This is a genomic window from Pseudomonas sp. FP2300 (assembly GCF_030687595.1).
Lineage (GTDB): Bacteria > Pseudomonadota > Gammaproteobacteria > Pseudomonadales > Pseudomonadaceae > Aquipseudomonas > Aquipseudomonas bijieensis.
In genome coordinates this window covers 3,550,271-3,570,832 of sequence record NZ_CP117440.1, presented here as the reverse complement: position 1 = coordinate 3,570,832, position 20,562 = coordinate 3,550,271, and the positions used below count along the sequence as shown (strand labels likewise).

General features: G+C 60.7%; 20 protein-coding genes. 11 read left to right on the top strand and 9 right to left on the bottom strand.

The features are described 5' to 3' along the window. The first annotated feature begins 16 nt into the window (after positions 1 to 16). The 3 genes from PSH86_RS15925 (at position 17) to PSH86_RS15915 (ending at position 2,613) form a co-directional block, all read left to right on the top strand. Complete coding sequence (locus tag PSH86_RS15925; RefSeq protein ID WP_109754094.1) at positions 17 to 796, top strand: SDR family NAD(P)-dependent oxidoreductase; 780 nt, start codon at positions 17 to 19, stop codon at positions 794 to 796. A gap of 179 nt (positions 797 to 975) precedes the next feature. Next, positions 976 to 1,908 carry an NAD(P)-dependent alcohol dehydrogenase gene (locus PSH86_RS15920; protein WP_305483714.1) on the top strand — a complete coding sequence of 311 codons (933 nt, stop codon included), beginning with the start codon at positions 976 to 978 and terminating at the stop codon, positions 1,906 to 1,908. A 33-nt stretch (positions 1,909 to 1,941) separates the two neighbouring features. Further along, positions 1,942 to 2,613, top strand: coding sequence for a YafY family protein (locus tag PSH86_RS15915; RefSeq protein ID WP_305483713.1), 672 nt, complete (start codon positions 1,942 to 1,944; stop codon positions 2,611 to 2,613). A gap of 205 nt (positions 2,614 to 2,818) precedes the next feature. Here PSH86_RS15915 and PSH86_RS15910 read toward each other — a convergent pair whose 3' ends face one another. After that, positions 2,819 to 3,700 (bottom strand): LysR family transcriptional regulator, encoded by an 882-nt coding sequence (locus PSH86_RS15910; protein WP_109754091.1) that lies wholly within the window; start codon positions 3,698 to 3,700, stop codon positions 2,819 to 2,821. A gap of 153 nt (positions 3,701 to 3,853) precedes the next feature. Between PSH86_RS15910 and PSH86_RS15905 the strand changes: the two genes are divergently transcribed. Further along, positions 3,854 to 5,062 (top strand): MFS transporter, encoded by a 1,209-nt coding sequence (locus tag PSH86_RS15905; RefSeq protein ID WP_305483712.1) that lies wholly within the window; start codon positions 3,854 to 3,856, stop codon positions 5,060 to 5,062. A gap of 20 nt (positions 5,063 to 5,082) precedes the next feature. Here the strand turns inward: PSH86_RS15905 and PSH86_RS15900 are convergent, their stop codons facing one another. The 8 genes from PSH86_RS15900 to PSH86_RS15865 form a co-directional block, all read right to left on the bottom strand. Beyond that, positions 5,083 to 6,402 carry an MFS transporter gene (locus PSH86_RS15900; RefSeq protein ID WP_305483711.1) on the bottom strand — a complete coding sequence of 440 codons (1,320 nt, stop codon included), beginning with the start codon at positions 6,400 to 6,402 and terminating at the stop codon, positions 5,083 to 5,085. Beyond that, positions 6,399 to 7,640 carry an acetylornithine deacetylase gene (argE, locus tag PSH86_RS15895; RefSeq protein ID WP_176687871.1) on the bottom strand — a complete coding sequence of 414 codons (1,242 nt, stop codon included), beginning with the start codon at positions 7,638 to 7,640 and terminating at the stop codon, positions 6,399 to 6,401. The genes PSH86_RS15900 and argE overlap by 4 nt, the downstream gene beginning before the upstream one ends. Positions 7,641 to 7,663: 23 nt before the next feature. Then, a complete protein-coding gene (locus PSH86_RS15890; RefSeq protein ID WP_005733019.1) occupies positions 7,664 to 8,611 on the bottom strand; it encodes an EamA family transporter in 948 nt (315 codons plus the stop codon). Between the two features lie 46 nt (positions 8,612 to 8,657). Further along, positions 8,658 to 9,941 carry an acetyl-CoA carboxylase biotin carboxylase subunit family protein gene (locus tag PSH86_RS15885; protein ID WP_305483710.1) on the bottom strand — a complete coding sequence of 428 codons (1,284 nt, stop codon included), beginning with the start codon at positions 9,939 to 9,941 and terminating at the stop codon, positions 8,658 to 8,660. A 9-nt stretch (positions 9,942 to 9,950) separates the two neighbouring features. Continuing rightward, entirely contained in the window at positions 9,951 to 10,808 is an 858-nt protein-coding gene (locus PSH86_RS15880) for a TauD/TfdA family dioxygenase (protein WP_116832436.1), read from the bottom strand. Further along, positions 10,799 to 11,968, bottom strand: a complete 1,170-nt coding sequence (locus PSH86_RS15875) for an NAD(P)/FAD-dependent oxidoreductase (RefSeq protein WP_109754086.1) — start codon at positions 11,966 to 11,968, stop codon at positions 10,799 to 10,801. Before PSH86_RS15875 ends, PSH86_RS15880 begins: the two co-directional genes overlap by 10 nt. Position 11,969: 1 nt before the next feature. Continuing rightward, on the bottom strand, positions 11,970 to 12,977 hold the full coding sequence (locus tag PSH86_RS15870) for a pyridoxal phosphate-dependent aminotransferase (protein ID WP_232200816.1): 1,008 nt from the start codon (positions 12,975 to 12,977) through the stop codon (positions 11,970 to 11,972). Positions 12,978 to 13,109: 132 nt separating this feature from the next. After that, positions 13,110 to 13,820, bottom strand: a complete 711-nt coding sequence (locus tag PSH86_RS15865) for an iron-containing redox enzyme family protein (RefSeq protein WP_109754084.1) — start codon at positions 13,818 to 13,820, stop codon at positions 13,110 to 13,112. 301 nt (positions 13,821 to 14,121) lie between these two features. Between PSH86_RS15865 and PSH86_RS15860 the strand changes: the two genes are divergently transcribed. The 7 genes from PSH86_RS15860 to PSH86_RS15830 all read left to right on the top strand — a co-directional run bounded on the left by PSH86_RS15860 (position 14,122) and on the right by PSH86_RS15830 (position 20,389). Further along, positions 14,122 to 14,679 carry a helix-turn-helix domain-containing protein gene (locus PSH86_RS15860; RefSeq protein ID WP_109754083.1) on the top strand — a complete coding sequence of 186 codons (558 nt, stop codon included), beginning with the start codon at positions 14,122 to 14,124 and terminating at the stop codon, positions 14,677 to 14,679. Between the two features lie 157 nt (positions 14,680 to 14,836). Then, a complete protein-coding gene (locus PSH86_RS15855) occupies positions 14,837 to 15,856 on the top strand; it encodes a LacI family DNA-binding transcriptional regulator (protein ID WP_232200815.1) in 1,020 nt (339 codons plus the stop codon). Further along, entirely contained in the window at positions 15,840 to 16,844 is a 1,005-nt protein-coding gene (locus PSH86_RS15850; protein ID WP_305483709.1) for an ABC transporter substrate-binding protein, read from the top strand. The genes PSH86_RS15855 and PSH86_RS15850 overlap by 17 nt, the downstream gene beginning before the upstream one ends. A gap of 15 nt (positions 16,845 to 16,859) precedes the next feature. Then, positions 16,860 to 17,714: an ABC transporter permease gene (locus PSH86_RS15845; protein ID WP_370873813.1), complete on the top strand. Its 855-nt coding sequence runs from the start codon at positions 16,860 to 16,862 to the stop codon at positions 17,712 to 17,714. Next, on the top strand, positions 17,711 to 18,505 hold the full coding sequence (locus PSH86_RS15840; protein WP_116832430.1) for an ABC transporter permease: 795 nt from the start codon (positions 17,711 to 17,713) through the stop codon (positions 18,503 to 18,505). Before PSH86_RS15845 ends, PSH86_RS15840 begins: the two co-directional genes overlap by 4 nt. Continuing rightward, positions 18,502 to 19,533: an ABC transporter ATP-binding protein gene (locus tag PSH86_RS15835; protein WP_305483708.1), complete on the top strand. Its 1,032-nt coding sequence runs from the start codon at positions 18,502 to 18,504 to the stop codon at positions 19,531 to 19,533. Before PSH86_RS15840 ends, PSH86_RS15835 begins: the two co-directional genes overlap by 4 nt. 25 nt (positions 19,534 to 19,558) lie before the next feature. After that, positions 19,559 to 20,389, top strand: coding sequence for a phosphodiesterase (locus PSH86_RS15830; protein WP_305483707.1), 831 nt, complete (start codon positions 19,559 to 19,561; stop codon positions 20,387 to 20,389). Positions 20,390 to 20,562: the final 173 nt, after the last annotated feature.

The window sequence follows — 20,562 nt, the reverse complement described above, 5'->3', positions numbered from 1 at the left end:
TCATTTGGAGAGCACCATGCCAAACGCGGTAATGCAGGATCATGTGGCAATCGTCAGTGGCGCTGGAAGTGAGATCGGCATTGGGATGGCAATCGCACGCCGGCTTGGTCTGGCCGGAGCCAGATTGATCATCACCGCCAGCAGCGCTCGGGTCTTCGATCGAGTCGAAGAACTGCGTACCGAAGGCTTCGAAGTCGAAGGGCGGGCCGTCGACCTGACCGATGAAAACCAGGTACGCGAGTTCAGCCTTTGGGCAGAGTCGCGCTGGGGGCGGATCGATATCCTGGTTAACAACGCGGGCATGGCCATGCAAGGTTCCCCAGAGGTGCTTTCGGAGCTGGCGATCATGGATTTGCAAGCCTGGAACCTTTCGCTGGCTCGAAATCTGACCACGGCTTTTCTTCTTACACGGGCTGTTCTGCCCGGTATGCAGGCGCGCCGTTACGGGCGCATCGTCAACATCAGTTCCACTACCGGCACGCGCTGCAGTAACCCCGGCGAGGCGGCCTACAGCGCTGCGAAGGCCGCGATGGTAGGGATGAGCATGGGCCTGGCTCTGGAAGTCGCCCGGCAAGGGATCACGGTCAACAGCGTGGCTCCCGGCTGGATCACTACAGGGTCGACCACGGCCGAGGAAGCCAAGGCGGCCGATTACACGCCGATGGGCCGGGCGGGACGTCCCGAAGAGGTGGCGGCACTGGTCGCTTTCCTTGCGTCTTCGGAAGCGAGCTACATCACGGGCGAGGTCATGGTGGTGGATGGCGGAAACTGCCTGGTGGAGAACAAGGCCCCTTGATCTGAACATGCGCCGCAACGGCCGCTCGCCCCTGGAGCCTGGCAAAACAATGGTGCCAGAAACTGACCCTGTCGATGGTTAGAGTGAAAGGGTTGGCCGCAGGAAACGATGCGCTGGAAACAGCGCCCCTGCCCCAGCCCTGTTTCCATCTCATCAACCATCCAGAGTAAGCGTCGGCTATGAAGCGTATCCAGTATCACAATTACGGCGGGCCGCAGGTGATGAAGCTCGAGGCATTCACGTTGGCTTCACCGGGCCAGGGCGAAGTCGCTGTGAAAATCAGATTCGCCGCCATCAATCCTATCGACTGGAAGTTGCGCAGCGGCCAGATGAAGATCGTCACGGGCAGATCCTTCCCCCGGGCCATGGGCATGGATTTCTCGGGCACCGTCACCGCCGTGGGCAGCAACGTGACGCGGTTTAAAGTGGGCGATGCCGTCTTTGGTCTCGCGCGCTTCAAGGAAAGTGGTGCACTGGCTCAAGCCGTAGTCACCAAGGAATCGCTGCTGGCCAGCAAACCCGATGGTGTTTCCTTCGAGCAAGCCGCCTACCTCGGGACACCGGGCATGACGGCCTGGAACGGCTTGCGGGACAAGGCCGGGCTGAGCGCGGGCCAGCGTGTCTTCATCAATGGTTGCAGTGGCGCGGTCGGTGAAGCCTGCGTGCAGATAGCGCGCATGGTGGGGGCCACGATCACTGGTGCTTGCAGTGAAGAGACGCTGGAGCGGGCGCGGCAACTGGGGGTCGATACGGTTTACGACTATCGCAGAACCGATCTGTCCAAGCTGCCTGAACGTTTCGATGTGGTGTATGACACGGCGGCCACCCTGTCCTTGCCGGTCGGCCTCGACCTGCTGCGCAAAGGCGGCGTGCTGCTTGACCTGAATCCGAGCCCCGGCAAGTTCATTCGCTCCTTTTTTGATAAACGCTTGAAACCCGTCATCTGCACACCGCGCCCCGACGTCCTCGACACGCTCGCCCACGCCGCCCAGAATGGCAGCTTCCGGCTTCCTGTAGCGGAAGTGGTGCCTCTTGACGATGCGATTGAGCTTATCGCGGCCATCGAGGGAGGCAGGAAGCTGCGTGGCAAGGCCCTTGTGGCCATGGACTGAAGCGTGTCAAGAAGCCATAGATTATTCGATCTCATGCAAGTGCTTCGGCGTCATCGCGGGACGGTTTCCGGTGTCACGCTGTCCCGTGAGCTGAATGTCTCATTGCGTACCATCCGCCGGGACGTCATCACGCTGCAGTCGATGGGGGCGGACATCGTTGGCGAACCCGGCGTTGGCTACATCCTGCGCCCGGGGTTTCTGTTGCCGCCCTTGAGTTTCACCGAGGAAGAAATCCAGGCGCTGATGGCCGGTGCGCAATGGGTCAGCCGCCAAACCGATGAAGGCCTGGCCCACGCCGTTCAGAACGCGCTGGCAAAAATCGACAGTGTCCTGCCGCCACACATGCGGCGAACCTTGGACCACGACACGATCTACGTCAGTCGCAATCAAGGCGCCCCGGCGGCGTTGGATCTGGCCCAGGTCCGGCTGGCGCTTCGCGAACAGCGGAAAATGCAGATCGTCTACAAGGACGAAAATGAGGAGCGGACGCAACGAATCCTCTGGCCGATCATGCTGGGGTTCGTCGAGTCGCAGCGGTATATCGCAGGCTGGTGCGAACTGCGCGGCGACTATGGTTTATTCCGAACGGACCGGATCGTCGAGGTGGTTGTCCTGGAAGAGCGCTACGCCCGTCCCAGGCAACAGCTGGTCAAGGAGTGGCGCTCCCGGGAAGCGCACCCGTGCAAACAGAAGGATTGCAGCTAGCAGCCGACTTGCTCTATGGCCAACCCATTTCCTCTGTGGGAGCGAGCTTGCTCGCGATGAGGGCCGCAAATCCAACATCCCTGTAACTGCACCACCGCTATCGCGAGCAAGCTCGCTCCCACAGAGGAGTTGGGATGGGCATGAATGTTGTGCTCGCTGAAGATCGAATGTGGGAGCGAGCCTGCTCGAGATAGCGGCGGTTCAGTCACTTGAACAACTCACTGCTCATGAAATCAATGAACACCCGCAGCTTCGGCGCCAGGTGTTTGCTTGAGGGCCAGAGCATGCGAAAGGTGCTCTGATGCCGATTGAAGTCGTCCAGGACGGTGACCAGCTCACCGCTGGCGATCGCCTCGCGCACAGTGAAATCTGGCACACAGGCGATGCCCAGCGCATCGTGCACCACGTGCAGCAACGCCTCGGTGGTGTTGCAGACCAGGGTCGCCGGCAGGTTGAGTTCCGGCTCCCCGTCCCCGTTTACTGGCCAGACTTGCATCCTGCCAGTACTGGGGAACTTGTAGAGCAGGCAGGCATGGCGCAGCAGGTCCGCCGGTGCGTGCGGTGTGCCGTGTTCGGCGAAGTACCGGGGCGAACCGACCACAACGAGCTTGAACGGGCCCAACGGACGGGACATCAGCCGGGAGTCGTTCGGCTCTCCGGTTCGAATGACCGCATCGAAACCCTCCTCGATGATGTCCACCAGCCGATCGGAAAAATCCAGGTCCAGTTCGATACTGGGGTAGCGGCGCATGAAGGCGATCAGCGTCGGCATGACCAAATCCGCAACAAGAGGCAAACTCACGCGCAGTTTGCCCCGTGGCGCTTTGCGGGTTTCCGACAACTCCAGTTCGGCCGCTTCGACTTCGCAGAGAATGCGCCGGCAACGCTCGAGGAACAGCGTCCCCTCCGCCGTCAGAGTGATACTTCGCGTGCTGCGATGAAACAGCCGCACACCCAGTCGCGCCTCGAGCCGGGCGACGCTTTTGCCCACCGCCGAAGACGAAATGCCCAGCGCCCTGCCCGCTTCTGAAAAGCTGCGGGTTTCAGCCGCGCGCACAAAAAAATCAATCCCGCTCAGTGATTCCACGCCTGGCCCCCATTACGGACATTTTTTCCGATGTGTTGTGCACTCTAGCATTCTTGTCTCGCCCAAGACGGGCACCTACCGTAGTCGACACTTATCAATCTGCAATTGACCGTGCCGTCCCGGCGGGTCAGGCGCGCTCCAAACAGGTGACCCATGACGATTGCCAATACCCACATCGACGCCGAGGCCGAGGTTGTTCAAGCCACGGCACCGCTCCCCATCGGATCACTGTTTGCCCTTGCCCTCGCGGCGTTCGTGACCATCCTCACCGAAGCCTTGCCCGCCGGGCTTCTTTCACAGATCAGCGAAGGGCTGGCGATCTCCGAGGCCCTGGCCGGCCAGTTGGTAACGGTCTACGCGATCGGCTCCTTGCTGGCGGCCATTCCATTGACCGCCGCGACCCAAGGTATGCGACGCAGAACACTCTTGTTGCTGGCCATCGCCGGCTTCGCCGTTGCCAATACCGTCACGACGCTTTCCACCCATTATGTTTTGACGATGGTCGCGCGCTTGCTCGGTGGCGTATCGGCCGGGCTGCTTTGGGCGTTGTTGGCCGGTTATGCCGCCCGCATGGTGTCCGAAGGCCAGAAAGGTCGTGCGATTGCGATCGCCATGGTGGGCGCGCCCTTGGCGTTATCCCTCGGCGTACCGGCCGGCACGCTGCTCGGCAACCTGGTCGGCTGGCGAATGAGCTTCGCCATCATGAGCCTGTTCGCCGTGGCCTTGATGGTCTGGGTACGACTCAAGGTGCCTGATTTTCCTGGGCAGGCCACCCATAAACGCCTCGCCTTGGGTCAGGTCTTCACGCTGCCGGGCGTTCGCTCAGTGTTGTTCGTGGTGCTGGCTTTTGTCCTGGCGCACAACATTCTCTTTACCTATATCGCTCCGTTTTTGGCGGCGGCGGGCTTGGGCGAGCGGACGGATCTGGTCCTGCTGGTCTTTGGCGTCGCGTCGTTGCTGGGGATCTGGGTCGTCGGCGTGCTGATCGATCGCCATCTACGGGCGTTGACGCTTGCAGGTACGGTGCTGTTCGCCCTCTCGGCAATGACGCTAGGGGCGATGAGCGACAGGCCAGCGGCGGTGTATATCGCCGTGGCCGCCTGGGGAATCGCTTTCGGAGGGGCTGGGACGCTGTTCCAGACGGCCATCGCCAAGACTGCCGGAGACGCAGCGGATCTCGCCCAGTCGATGTTGGTCACGGCCTGGAACCTGGCCATTGCCGGCGGCGGAATCGTCGGAGGCATTCTGCTCGATCACCTGGGGGTCGTTGCATTTGCGCCTGTCCTGGTGGTTCTCCTGCTTCTGACGTTGGCAGTCGTGTGGTCAGCCAAGCAGCGCGGATTCCCCCGCAGTCGTCAATGAGGTTCGTTGCTCATCTTCGCTCACGTCTCATGCTCGACAACCAACGCCGGATTAGCACTTGCCCGATATTTCGACAGGCTTACCCAGGCCAGTGGTATCGCACTCAGGCACGCCGCCGCGAACAACCAGTGGGCGGCGGCGAGCGCATCCCCGCTCTGTCGGTAGATCAGGGTAATCAGGGTCGGCGTGGAACTGCCGAAGACGGTCACCGACAAGGCGTACGCCAGCGAAACCCCCAGGGCCCTGACTTGCACCGGAAACAGCTCTGCCAATGCCGCCGCGGCCGGGCCCGTGTAGAGCACCATCAAGACCGCCAGCCCGCATTGGAAGCTGATCAGCGTCTGGAGGCTGGGGCTGCTGTTCAACCATACGAACCCTGGATATGCACAGAGCGCGACCCCCACGGCACCGATGAGCATGACGGTATAGCGCCCGATGCGGTCCGATAGCAGTGCGGTCAAGGGACACAGCAGCGTGATGAGACCGACCAGCACCAGCCCCAGATAGGCCTCGTTGCGTGGAACTGCAAGCACCATCGACGCATAGGTCGGCATGAAGTTGATCAATTGCGTCGCGACTGTCCAGAGGACGACGATCAACACCCCCATCACGAGGTTAGGCAGATAGGGGCGAAGGCTTGCCCCCTTCCCTGCCAGCGCTTGATTACCCTGGCTATCGAGAAAGCGGCGCAGCGGCTCGCTTTCCTCGAGGCTGCGGCGAATCTGCAAGCCCGCCACCACCACGAGCAGTCCGAAGACATAGGGCACGCGCCAACCCCATTCATCCAGCTGGGCTGGCGTCAATGCGCTCGACAACAGGCTCGCACTTAAGCCACAGAGTAAAAATGATCCGGCTTGTGCCACTTGTTGACTGGAAGCAAACAGACCACGGCGGTCGGCGGGTGCCGTTTCGACAAGATAGGCCAGCGCGCCACCAATCTCTCCTCCTGCCGCGACCCCCTGCAATATGCGTGCGACGACAATGCTCAACGGTGCCCACCAACCAATGGCCTGGTAGGTCGGGCACACCGCAATGATCAGGGTCCCGGCGCCCATCAGCATGATGGACAGGGTCAGCGCGGCCTTGCGCCCCCGGCGATCGGCATAACGTCCCATCAGCAGCGCCCCCAATGGCCGGGCAACGAAGCCGACGGCGAGCGCCAGGTAGGAAGCGAGCAACGACATCAAGGGGTCGGAAGCCGGAAAGAACGCTGCGGCGATCTGCATGGCAAAGATCGCGAACAGGGTGAAGTCGAACCATTCCAATGCGGCGCCCACACTCACCGCCAGCACCAGCTTTTTGCGTTCGCGCCCCTGGCTATCCAGGGCTGCGGCGCTCATTGCTCACCCCTGGCTGGAAGTGGAGGTAATGACTCACAACGCGCCAGGCGACGCAGGAATCGTTCACAAGCCTCAAGTTGAGCCAGGTCCACATACTCGTTCGCCTTGTGCGCTTGCTTGATACTGCCCGGGCCACAGACGATCGTGGGGATTCCCTCGGCCTGGAACAACCCAGCCTCGGTGCTGTACGCCACGCGCTGTCGGCCATGGGCCATCGAACTGGCCTGACGGATCCACTGCGCGAACGCCTGATTACCCCTCTCATCCAGCCCCGGGGTATGCAGCGTGTGGGAAAACTCGATGGACGCCCCCGCCGAGCGATCATTCATTTCGCCGTGCATGGCCTGGTTGGCGTCGTCCTTGATCTGTACCAACAGCTGCTCGGCATCGCATCCGGGCAGGTAGCGAATCTCGAAGTCGAAGCTGCATTGGCCAGGAATGACATTGCCAGCGACACCGCCGTTGACCCGACAGACCTGAACCGTGGTGTACGGGACATCAAACCCGCCGTCCAGCGGCCCTTTCGCCAGCCGCTTGGCCACTTGCTGAAGCTGCATCTGCACCCTCGCGGCATAGTCGATGGCATTGACCCCCTCGCTGGGCAGTGATGAATGCGCGACTTTGCCATGGACACAGCAATTGATTTCATGACGCCCTTTGTGGCCGATCACCAGCTCCATTGAAGTCGGCTCGCCGACAATGCAACCGGCGGGCTCCAGCTGTGCCTGCGAGATGAAGGGCGCCAGATGTTTCGCACCCATCGCGCCCACCTCCTCGTCATAGGACAAGGCCAGGTGAAAGCTTTGCCGTGCAGACGCCATCAGCTCGGGAGCCATCGCCAGTACGACAGCGATAAACCCTTTCATATCCGAACTGCCGCGACCGTACAGCCGTCCGTGGTCCAGGTGGGCGCTGAACGGGTCCTGCGCCCAGGCCTGGCCCGCGACGGGCACCACGTCGGTATGTCCGGACAGGATGATGCCCCCGGGGCGCGGCGGTCCGAGACTGGCAAACAGGTTCGCCTTGCGCCCGGTGACGTCCGGTAGAATCTGGGCCTGCACCCCGACGCCGTGCAGATACCCGCTCACCCATTCGATAAGGTCCAGATTGGAACGATCGCTGACCGAAGGGAAACCAATCAGGGTTCGTGCGATTTCCAACGTGCGTGCGAGCACGCTGCGGCCGTCATTCGAGCAAGCGTCTGCCGCCCCCTGTGCGAAGGCCAAGGAAAGAGTCATGGGATGCTCCAGTAAACCGAAGTCTATTTTTGAAGGGCGACAGGCATGGGGCCCGAGCGAACAACCTGCCTGTCTCGCGAAAACCAGACGTTGGACAACAACACCGCCACGCACACCACCGTAACCAGGACCGGCACCCAGGGGCTGTGCCAGGTGGAGAGCACGAACTCGGCCGCCAAGGCAATGACCGGCACGCACGGTGTGAGAATGGACACCCGCCCGCCCCCCAAATGCTGAATGGCAAACTGCAGGGTGAACACCGGAATCAGCACGCTGACGAATGCCAGCTTGATCAATTGGCCGAGCATGGCGGTATCAAGCGTGAGCAACTGGTGCAGGTTTTCCCGGCCGACCCATCCCGTGACAATCAAGAGCAGGAAGAACCTGACGCACAGAATATCCATGGCGCTGTACTTGCTGTCGCGGTTCAGTCGAGCCGAGCAGAACACGTAGATCCCGCCGGTGATCCCGGCGACAGAGGCCAGGGCAATGCCCTCATGCAAATTGACAAGACTGACCTGGGCCGTGACCCCCAGCGCGAGACGCATAAGAACAAGGGCCATCAGTGACAACAGGATCAGCAGCGCGCCCAGCCACCGGGAACGACTGACCGAGGACCGCGCCACCAGCATTTCACAGACCACCACCACCAGCGGCATCCAACCCTGATAGATGGCCGATTCCACCGACGCCTCGATGCGCTGCAGGGCCATGAACATCAGCCACCAACTGAACAGCGTCAGCACATTGAGCAGCAGCACGCCGCGCCACTCCTCGCGCAGCAGGCGAAACGGGTCATGACCACGCAAGGTATGCACCAGGAAAAATACCGCCCAGGCCATCAGGAAGGTAATGAATGTCAGCGCCGCCCCACTGATACGGGTGAACGCCACCATGACCCAGACGGCCGAGAGCGCCGTCGAGATGCAGTAGACCGCCATGCTGACGGCACCGAGTATTCCTGTCTTCATGCCTGCTCCTTGAGAAAAACCTGTTGCCTGCCGCCCACTGGATTGATCATGCGGTTCCCGGCTCCAGCACTTCCACCTGGGTTGGCACGTACTGCTGCAAGGCTTCGAAGTCGGCGCGCAGTACCTGTGGATCCGCGTTGTACAACGTCAGGATGCCCGCGGTATCGGCCAGGGATCGGGAGTCCACCACCATGCCCGGGGCGACCCGCCAATCGATGTCGTAGGCACTGGAAATGGGCGGTTCGTTGAGTTGGCTGATCCGGCCTTTGCGCAAGGGCAACAAGGCGGACACCACGTTGTTCTTCTCGTTGGGCTTGATGTCATCGAGCGCCGCGGCACCGGCCACGAGGTAGAGATTGGCGTCGATCAGGTTGATGTCGCTGTTTTTCTCGTGATACGGCACGCCGATGCCGCCAGGTACGCGTGCGGCAATTTCCAGGAACACCGGATAACCGCGTCTGCGGTCAACAAAAACCTCGTGGTGCGTCGAGCCGTTGCGAAAGTTCAGGGCCGCGATCACGTCCCGGTTGAAGGCTTCCAGGGTCGCCCTGAGCGCAGGGTCGGCCACGGGAATCACGCTCAAGGGCTTGCCCTGGACAAAGTCGAAGTTGGTGCAACCCAGTTCCAGGACGCCGCAGTAGCGGATTTGGCCGTCAACCACAAACGAATCGCACTGGAACATGTCGCCGTCGATGAACTCGTCCACCTCATAATCGAAATGATACGGTGACGCCAATACTTGCTCGCGGGCCTTGTTGAATTCGGCCTCGTTGCGAATGATCGACACCTCGAAACTGCCTGCCGCGTTCACCGGTTTCAGGACCAGGGGCAAGCCCAATCGCGTCGTCAGCTCGGCGTAGTAAGCCTGTGGCTCGGCCGATAGGCGTACGTGATCCAGTGGTACGAATTCGGGAATGCGTATCCCCTTCTGGCTGACGGCGTGCTTCATCAGCACCTTGTCGCGAAAATTCGCCACGATCGCCTGTGTATCGCCCTCTAATCCGAACTCCTCGCGTAACTGGGCCGCCAGCTCAACGTGGCATTCTTCCTGGCAGAAAATACGCAATGACGACGTGTTGCCCTGCACGGCGCGCAACTCATCGCTGATGACATCTCGACATTGGTCATGATCGAGCAACGGGCGAATGTTGCGCTGCAGGTCGGCATCGACGCGCACCACCTGCGAGACGTTGCGCTCAAGCACGGGCGGCAGGACATCGGCATGATAGGCGATCAGTACGGTGCGACAGTCTCGTCCCAGCGTCTGCAAGGCCTTCTCGGAGGCGAAGTTCAGGTAATGGGGCGTCAGGAAAACGATAGTCTTGATCATGGTAATGCCTCACTGGAAGTCGACGTTCATGCGGTAGAGAAGGCGCGCATCGGCCCCCCCTTCACTTTTGGGGATTGGCGGACCTTTATGCAGCGTTGAGAGGTTGTCCCAGATCACGATGTCGCCTGGGCGGTAGGCATGCCGATAGCGCGGCGCCTGCTGAACGAGGAAATCGACCAGACTGTCGAGAATGCGATGGGACAGTGCAGGCGTTACCCCTTCTATTTGCATGGCCGTGGCGGCTGGCGCATAAAGCGACGTCGCGCAGGAGAGCGGATGTTTGAGCACCAGGGGGTGAACCACGGTGTTTTCCAGCGCGCCTGCCTCCTGGGGATTGAGCTGTTGCACCGCCGCGGCGGCATTGCGCAGGGTGTCGCGATTGCCGAAACGGTGGTGAACCCGCAGGTTTTCCAGATCGAGACCCTTCAGGTGTTGCGGGCAACCCGGACTTTCCAGCCACTGGCGAACCTGGTGCAGGCCTGCGACACAATCGATGAATTGAGTCTCGCCGTGCTGGTCCGGCACCTGCACGGACAGCAGTGACGTGAACACCGTATTCGCCGATTTGTACGACATGTCGGTGTGCCAATACCCGCCTCCTTCATGCACGCCCAAGGCCTGGCCGTTGCGATGGAGATTGGTCACGGTCAGCACTTCTCGGTAATCCTCGAGGCAGTACTTGGCCAACACATGATGCACAGGCGAACCCAGCCTGCGCATCAACTGCACATAAGGGGCAACACTGACGTCCTGGTTGGCGATGACCAGCACCTTGGCCCGGGCGATGGCCTGCTTGAGCTCCGCTGTCGATTGCTCGAGCACATCGCCAAGGTCCATGCGCAGCGGCTGGAACATCCTCACGCCCATGACCGCAGCCCTTCTTGCAGCGATGGCGTGGTACTCATTTCCGCTGCTGCGGGCACCATCGTGTTGATCGACGCATAGCCTGAGGCTGCCCCCGCGAAATACAGGCCTGCGACAGGGCTTTTCCCATCCTGGTGGCAGGTGAATCCGGTCTGTGGGTTGAGCAGTTGCGGCCAGTCGGTGGCGGGCAGTTGTGCGGTGACGCCGATGGCCGAAACCAGGCATTGATCCTTCGCCGATATATCCAAGTGCAGCTCATACCCCTCGGATGCCTGGGCTTCGACCAGCCGGCCGGCCTCTCGAGCCTTGCGGCAGGAAGCCTGGAGCAGCGAATTGCCGTTGAGTGACGCCGGAAGATCCAGGACGACCTTGTCGCCTTCCTGGCGAATGCTGTTGTAGGCATGCAGCCAGATATTGGCCCGGCCCGTACTGTTGGCGCTGTTGAGCGGCCCTTGAAAGGAACTGGACGACGTCTTGGCTATCATCTCCAGCGTGCGCTGGCTCAGGGACCTGAGGGCAAACCGATCATCGGTCTCCTGGGGATACAGCCCCAGATAGGATTTGATCAGGATCGACACATTGCGGGCGAACGGGGCAAGCAGCAGTGCGATCTGGAACGCACTGTTACCGCTGCCGAAGATGACGACATCCTGCTGCAGGAACCGCTGAACCTGGCCCCGCGCAACCATTTGGTAGACGTCAAAGCAATTGAGCCAATGCGCATTGGGCATTTCGAAGGGCGGCGCCTTCGGGCGAATCCCGGTCGCGAGGATAATCTGCCGCGCACGCAAGGGATGCCCCTGGGAACCCGGGGCCAGGTTTACCTCGAACAGCCCCTGCGCCTTGCTTACGGTGACCACCCGTTGCTGGATCCTGGTCAATGGCAAGGCTTCGAAGTTGCTCCGGATATAGGCGGCGTATTCCTCGCCAGTGGGGCTGACGCACAACTTGCGCATGAACCGATGCAAGGGATAGGGGGCCCCTTCGATCTCCAGTTCATTGCAGTACGACTGCAATGGATGGTCCCCCATCATGCCCATGCATCCCCCGAATACATCGCTGATGACCGCGACTTTCAGGCCCAGATCGATCAACCGGATACACTCGCTCAGCCCTGCGGGACCGCCGCCTACGACAATGACGTCGAACACATGCTGCTCCATTTCAAAAATCCTCCAGGCGGGCACAAGCTTGATCAACAATGGGTTTGGCTACCGAGAAAGAAAATCTGACATAGGTGGGGCACTGCCCCAGATAGAAGGGCGTCGCGGGCAATGGCATGACCCCGCAACGAACGGCCAGGTGTTGACTGAATTCAACCGGGGACAATGAAGGCGCCCGCCGTGAATAGTCGGCCATGAGGTAATGGCCGCCCGCCGGTAACTGGATATCCAGCCCGGCGGCCATCAGCGCACCTGCCAGGCGATCGCGTTTGTGCTTGTAGTGCTCGCGCAGGCTTTCGAGTCGCCCGATGGTCAACTCATCGAGCAAAACCGCGACGGCTGCCTGTATGGGGGTGGGTTGGCAATAGCTCAGGTACAGGTGATGGGCATAGGCTCGCGCCATGAAGGTTGCCTGCGCGCACAACCAGCCGATCCGGACTCCGGTCATGGACAACAACTTCGAAGCGCTGCCTGCCACCATCATGGGAATCTGTTGATGGGGGTACTGCGTCGGTGCGTCGGTGTCGTACTGATAGTGACGGTAGGCTTCGTCGACAATCACCATGAAGTCATGGTTTTTTGCCAACGCCACCAGATGCTGCCAATCATCGGCGGACATGCACCATCCGGTCGGGTTATGGGGGGTGTTGAGCAGCAAGATGCGAACACCGGCACGCAATTGCTGCTCGAACATTGCCCAGTCAGGCCCCCCTGCCGCCAACGGCAGTGCAACAGACTCCAGCCCCAGCAGTGTGGCCATTCCGGGGTAATAGGGATAAAAGGGTTCAAAGAAGGCGACCTTGCTGCCGTATTGCGAAGACGCTGCGTAGAGGGCCAAGTACAAGGCCTCGGTACAGCCGCTGGTCACCAGCACTTCGCTGTCAGGTGCGTAGCCGGCACTGTGGGCCGCAATGCTTTCACGCAAGATCATTTCGCCGCGAGGGTCGGCGTACTGCCAGCCCGACCGGACCTGGTGGGCCAACGCCGCATTCATGGCATTGTCAAACAAGGGTTCAGGAAGTCCTTGCGACAGGTTCAACGCCCCTGAGGATGCCGCATATGCACTGGCATCCCTGAAGGGCGCCACTCGACCAATCAATGTCATATCGTCCATGACTTCCTGTCCCCTTGTACCGATCGGTCAGGCGTGAGTGGCTACTCGGTTGAGTCCTTGCCAGAATCGGGTCAACAAGTTCAATACATCGGCAGCACCCTCCAGGATATTGTTGCCGTTGTCAGTGTCCCGAGCGGCCTCCATGACCGCATCACTGATCCACTGCACATGATCGGTTTCCACCAGCATGTGCAGGTAGAAGTAGGTGAAGTCTTCGTGTTTCCAACCGCTGTAGAGACGGAAACCTTCGTACAGGTTGGCGATCATCGGAAAACCGAACTCTTCGATGACGTAGTGAGCACCAATGGCGTGCTCCGTCGAACCTTCGAGAAAGATCCGGCGCAGGCCATCGACCAGCTCGCTGGCTTCGGGAATGTATTCAACCTTCTTCCAGTCATCCAGCGTGATGCCGACACCGGCAAGTACACGCTCAAACATGATGAAGTGTGCTTCGCCTACCCCATCGCCCAGCTCAGACACCACCGTGCGCGCCAACTTCATCCGAATCACTTCGCTGTCAGTGCGGTGCGAAGTACCTGCCAGGATCTGGGGGAACGTACGAATGTAATAAAAGTACTGTTGGAACACTTTCTTCAACGTTGCCTTGGGCAGCGGGGCCTGGCGAAACGTTTTGTAGAATGCGTTGGTGTTGATCCCCGAAGCCGTGATCATTCCTTTAATCGAATGGATGATTTGCTCACCCGTCAGATAGCCTTGTTCCATTTGCTGAGCCGGCATAGATCCCCCCAAATACGATAAGGTAGCTTGGACGACGGCGACGGAATGTCGCTGCGCGTTTCAGATAGTAAACAAGCAATCCATGCAAACAAATTGATAGTTTTAATCGGTGGCGATAACAACAATAGATTTATTTTGAAACGAAAAAATCTAATAAATATTAACCTTTAAAATCAATATGTTACTTTAATATTAAAAATAATCTGCACAAAAATGGCGCATTATTTATTTTTCGCACTAAATAGATGCATCCAGCTCGCTAAGCTACAAATAACTCACCCCGCCTTGGAAGTCCTCTATAGTGAACAACCAACCCATTGACATCGCATTAACCATCAAAGCCGAGCGAACCGCGCGCCAATGGTCCATCGGCGAGCTCGCCCAGTTCTCTGGTGTATCGAAGGCAATGATCAGCAAGATTGAAAACGCGCAGGTCAGCCCTACCTCGACGATCCTGGGACGATTGTCGGGCGCTTTTGGTTTGCCCCTGTCCACCCTGCTGCATCGAGCCGAGGGGCGCTCGGGGCTGCTCTCAAAGGCTGCGGAGCAACCACGTTGGGTCGACCCGGAAACCGGCTACGCGCGCCAGCAAGTCTCCCCGCGGGAGGGTTGGCCACTGGAGCTCATCAGCGTGCAACTGCCCCCGGGCGTGCGCATCAGCTACCCCGCCACCGCCTACGCATTCCTTCATCAGCAGGTGTGGACCACGCAAGGCACGCTGACCTTTACCAAGGGCACCACCACTTACGTCCTGGAACAAGGCGACTGTCTGCAATTGGGGCTACCTGAAGAAGCCTGCACGTTCGAAAACGCCACGGCGCATGTTTGCGAGTACGTCATCGCCCTGATTCGCAAATAGCAACCGTCATGAGCAACCGGGCACCGCATACGCGTCCTGGATGACCGTCAGAGGCAGACATCAGAATCTGACATCAAATCGTCATCACTTCGTCGCCGAAATGCCACGGCGCCTGGGTACTGTCCTCGCCAATGAGATCGATCTCAAGCGAGTGATCATGACGGATTTGAAAGAAGTGGCACGTTTGGCAGGGGTTTCGCGAGCAACCGCCGCTCGCACCTTTGCCTCCCCTGAAGTGGTGCGTCCAGCCACCCGCGAGCAGGTGTTCGCCGCCGCGCGCCAACTGGGTTTTCGACCCAATCGCCTTGGCCGTCAACTGCGCTTGCAGGTGACCAAACTGATCGGCGTGGTAGTCCCCAACCTCCTCAACCCGGTGTTCGCCGAACAATTCCAGGCCATGGAGCGTGCTGCGCGTTTGCGCGGTTACAACCTGCTCCTGGCAACGACCGACTACAGCAGTGAACGCGAAAGCGTGGTGGTCGAGGAACTGTTGCGCCAGCGCGTCGATGGCCTGGTGCTCACGGTGACCGACGCCGAGAGCAACCGCGTGCTGCAAAGCCTGGACAACGAGGACACGCCCTTTGTGCTGGCCTATCACCAGCCGGGCAACCCGGACTACAGCGCCGTGTCGGTGGACAACCGCGCCGGCATGGCCCTCGCCACCCGTTATCTGCTGGAGGTCGGGCATTGGCGCATTGGCATGGTTGCCGGCCCTGCCCTGCAATCGGACCGCGCTCGCCAGCGCTACGCCGGTTATTGCGACGCCATGCGTGAGGCCGGTCTCGACAGCCTGCCGGTGATTGAAATGCCTGCCCATACCCAAGCCGATTTCGCCGCCATCGAGCCGCTGCTGCAAGGCCCACAGGGGCTCAGTGCGCTGGTTTGCTCCAACGATTTACTCGCCATCAGCCTGATTGCCGAGTTGCGCCGCAACGGCTGGCACGTGCCCCAGCAACTCTCGGTCATTGGCTTTGACGGCATCGCCCTCGGCACCCAGATGCACCCGACGCTGTGCAGCGTCGTTCAGCCCATCGAGGCGCTGGCCTGCACGGTGGTCGATCAACTGCTGGCGCAGATCGCCGGCGCCCCCCCGGTTTCCCATTGCCTGCCCTGCCATATCCGGCCGGGCGAAAGTACTCAACCTTACGAGGAGACACTTGATGATCCGCTTGCGTAAAACCCTGGCGACGTTGCTGCTGTGCGGCGTTGCCAGCCTGGCCCAGGCCGCCGAAACGGCGATTTGCTACAACTGCCCGCCGGAATGGGCCGACTGGGGCGCTCAGCTCAAGGCGATTGCCGACACCACCGGCGTGCAGGTCCCGCTGGATAACAAGAACTCCGGGCAGGCGTTGGCGCAACTGGTGGCCGAACAGGCCGCTCCGGTGGCGGATGTGGTGTATTACGGCGTGACGTTCGGTTTGCAGGCACAAAAAGCCGGAGTGGCAGGCACTTATAAACCCAAGGGCTGGGAGCAGATCCCGGCCGGCTTGAAGGACCCGCAGGGACACTGGTTTGCCATTCACTCCGGCACCCTGGGTTTCATGGTCAATGTCGATGCGCTGGGCGGCCTGCCCGTGCCGCAAAGCTGGAGCGACCTGCTCAAGCCTGAATACAAAGGCATGGTCGGCTACCTGGATCCGTCCAGCGCGTTCGTTGGCTACGTCTCTGCGGTCGCGATCAACCAGGCCATGGGCGGTAGCCTGGATAACTTCGCCCCGGCTATCGATTACTTTCAGAAACTGGCGAAGAACTCGCCCATCGTGCCCAAGCAAACGGCCTATGCACGCGTGCTGTCCGGCGAGCTGCCGATCCTGGTCGATTACGACTTCAACGCCTATCGCGCCCGTTACAAGGACAAGGCCAACGTTGCTTTTGTGATTCCCAAGGAAGGCAGCATCAGCGTGCCTTACGTGATGAGCATCGTCGACAACGCCCCCCATCGGGCCAACGCCGAGAAGGTCCTGGATTTCGTCCTGTCCGAGCAAGGCCAGGCACTTTGGGCCAAGGCCTACCTGCGGCCGGTACGGGCGATGAAGATGCCTGCCGAGATCGCTGCGCAGTTCCTGCCCGACAGCGATTACGCCCGGGCCGGGGTGGTCAACTACGAGCAAATGGCGGCGGCACAGGAAGCCTTTTCCGCACGCTATCTGCGTGAGGTCAAGTAAGTGACCGCCTCGGTAATAAAAGCCCGGGCAGTCCGCTCGGGCAGGGCCTCGCTGCTGCATTTACGGCTGACCGCGGCCTGGGCCCTGGCGCCTGCCGCGGCGGTGTTGTTCGCGTTCTGGCTGTTGCCGCTGGCGCACCTGATCGTGCTGGGCGGGCAAAGTCGCGAGGGTAGCGAAAGCGGTTACTGGCAAGTGCTGAGCAGCGCGCAATACCTGGGCAGCCTGGCGCAGACCTGCCTGCTTGCCCTCGCCACGACCCTCGCGGCGCTGCTGGTGGGTGGCATCAGCGGGGTTTTCCTCAGTCGCCAGCGCTTCTTCGGTCGTTCGCTGCTGGTTGCCTTGTTGACCTTCCCGCTGGCATTCCCCGGTGTGGTCGTCGGGTTCCTGGTGATTCTGCTGGCCGGCCGCCAGGGTTTGTTCGCCAGTCTCGGTCTTGAGCTGGCCGGTGAGCGCTGGATTTTTGCCTACTCGCTGATGGGGCTGTGCATCGGTTACCTGTACTTCTCGATCCCGCGAGTGATCCTCACGGTGATGGCTGCTTGCGAAAGCCTGGATCGCAGTCTGGAAGAAGCCGCTCAATCATTGGGCGCCGGTCATTGGCGGGTGGTCTGTGATGTCATCGTCCCCGGCCTGGCACCGGCGCTGGTCTCGTGCGGGGCGATCTGCTTTGCGACTTCCATGGGCGCGTTCGGTACGGCGTTCACCCTGGGTACCCGGCTCAATGTGACCCCGGTGGCGATCTACAACGTGTTCACCAACTACGCCAATTTCGCCGTGGCCGCCGCACTGTCGGTGGTGTTGGGGGCACTGACTTGGGCGGTGCTGCTACTGGCCAGGCGCCTGGCGCACAATGCGAGGACTGTCCTGTGAGGCGCTCAACGCTGTTTGTCGGGCAACTGCTGTTCACCTTGCTGGTCTGCGCCTTCATGTTGGTGCCCGTGCTGATGTCGCTGCTGGCCGGGCTGACCCGCAATTATTTCCAGGGTGTCTCCAGCGGCCTGACGTTCGATTGGCTGGTGCAGGTCTGGCAGGCCTATTCGCCGACGGTCTGGCTATCCCTGCAACTGGCGGTGGCCTGTGCGTTGTGCGTTTGCGTGGTCGGGGTACCGGCGGCCTACGCGCTGGTAAGGATGAACAACCGCTTCAGCCGCGCGTTCGAGGAGTTGCTGGTGCTGCCGGTGGCAATGCCAGGCCTGGCCAGCGCCTTGGCGTTGCTGCTCACCTATGGCCAGTTCGGCGGATTTCGCGGCAGTTGGTTGTTCATTCTTGTCGGCCACGTGCTGTTCACCCTGCCGTTTCTGGTTCGTCCGGTAATGGCGGTGATGCAACGCCAGCACCTGCCGGTCCTGGAAGAGGCCGCCGCGAGCCTGGGTGCCGGACCGCTACGACGGTTCTTCAGTGTGGTGGTGCCCAACTGCCGGGCGGGGATCCTCGCCGGAGTCTTGATGGTCGTCACGCTGTCGCTGGGCGAGTTCAACCTGACCTGGATGCTGCACACCCCAATGACCAAGACATTGCCGGTGGGCCTGGCTGACAGCTATGCCTCGGCGAGGCTGGAAGTCGCCAGCGCCTACACCCTCATATTCCTGTTGATGATCGTGCCGCTGCTGATTGCGCTGCAGGCCATCAGCGCCCGCCTTTCCCGTGGAGAAAAACGATGAGCGGAACCACCATTCGCCTGGCGGGTTGCCGCAAGGCGTTCGCGGACGGCACCGTGGCCGTGCATGACCTGGACCTGACCATCGACGCCGGAGAAACCCTGGCGATCCTCGGCCCGTCCGGTTGCGGTAAAACCACCACCTTGCGGCTGATTGCCGGGCTTGAGCGCCCGGATGTGGGGCAGGTTTTTTTTGGTGACACCGATGTCACCCGCCTGCCCATCGAACGTCGTGACGTGGGCATGGTGTTCCAGAACTATGCGTTGTTCCCCAACCTGGATGTGGCCGGGAACATCGTCTATGGCTTGAAGATTCGCGGCATGGCGCCCGCCGAACGCAACAAGCGTTGCGCGGAGTTGCTGGAACTGGTCGGTCTGCGGGATCACGGCAAGCGTGGCATTCATGAGTTGTCCGGCGGTCAACGCCAGCGGGTCGCCCTCGCCCGTGCCCTGGCGCCCAAGCCCCGGGTCCTGCTGCTCGATGAACCGTTGGCGGCACTGGACGCGCAATTGCGTGAGCGCCTGCGCAGCGAGTTGGATCAGTTGCTCCGCCATCTGGGCATTACCGCGGTGTTCGTCACCCACGATCAGGGCGAAGCCATGGCCCTGGGCAATCGGATCCTGGTCATGGAACACGGCCGCGTCGCGCAGTTGGCCAGTCCACGGGACATCTACCAACAACCGGCCAACACTTTCGTCGCCAGTTTTGTCGGCAACCTCAACGCTTTCCCGGTACTTGAGCACATGCCCCTGGGCTTGAAAGTCAGTGGCGGAGAGTTGCCGTGGCGCGGTGGCGGGCTGCCTGCCACCGTCTACTGCCGGCCCGAGCATTTGCGGGTGATGGACAGCGAGGGGCATCTGCGTGGGCGCTTGGTGGGCCAGTTTTTCCAGGGCGCCCAAAGCCGCTTGCTGGTGGACGTCGGCGCCGCCCAACCATTGCTGGTGGACAGCACCGACGGCGTCATCCACACCCCCGGTTCACTGATCGCCTTGGCCGTCGAGCCGCAGGTGCTGTTCACCCTGGCATCGTGATATTCGTGTTTTCAGAGGCCTTATTTTGAATCATCCGTTTCTCATTGCGCAGATCAGCGACCTGCATCTCAAGGCCGGGGAAAAACTGACCTATGGCGTCGTCGATACCCTCGCCGCGTTGCGTCGTGCCGTCAATCATTTGAATTGCCAGGTGCCGCGTCCCGACATTGTGGTGGTCAGTGGCGACCTGGTGGACTTCGGTCGCCCTGACGAATATGCCGTGCTGCACCCCGAACTGGCGCGCCTGCACATGCCTTGCTACCTGGTGCCCGGCAACCATGACAACCGCGAACACTTGCGGGCGACATTTGCTGATCACCATTACCTGCCAAGCTTGCCCGGCGCCCCCCTGGATTGGGTGGTCGAAGAGTATCCGCTGCGCCTGATCGGCCTGGACAGCACGATTCCCGGCGGCCATGGCGGTCAGTTGCTGGACAGCCAATTGCGCTGGCTCGATGAACAATTGGCCTGTCGTCCCGAGGTGCCAACGCTACTGGTCCTGCACCATCCGCCGTTTGTCAGCGGAATTGGTCACATGGACCGCGAACCGTTCATCAATGCCTCGGCGCTGGAACAGGTCATCGCCCGCCATCCGCAGGTGGAACGCTTGCTCTGCGGACATTTGCATCGGCCGATGCAACGGCGCTTCGGCGGTAGCCTGAGCTGCGTCTGCCCCGGCACATCGCATCAAATCGTCCTGGATCTACAACCAACCGCTCCTGCGCATTTCAATCTGGAACCACCGGGATACTTGCTGCATCACTGGCATGGCCAGGGTTTGGTGACCCATAACGGTGTGTTTGGCGAATATCCCGGACCGTATCCGTTTTATGACGCTCATGGATTGATCGACTGATAACCCAGGGACTTTCACTCATGACATTCTTTGGAGATTCATCCTCTATCCAACTCTATGCATTGAAGTTTTTCTAACGATTTACCTAACGCATCGGCCTTTCATGTGATTGGCCGAGAGCTTCCTGCTGCCTTTTCAACATGCCCGGAACAGCGATTCCGCGGTGGAGTGCG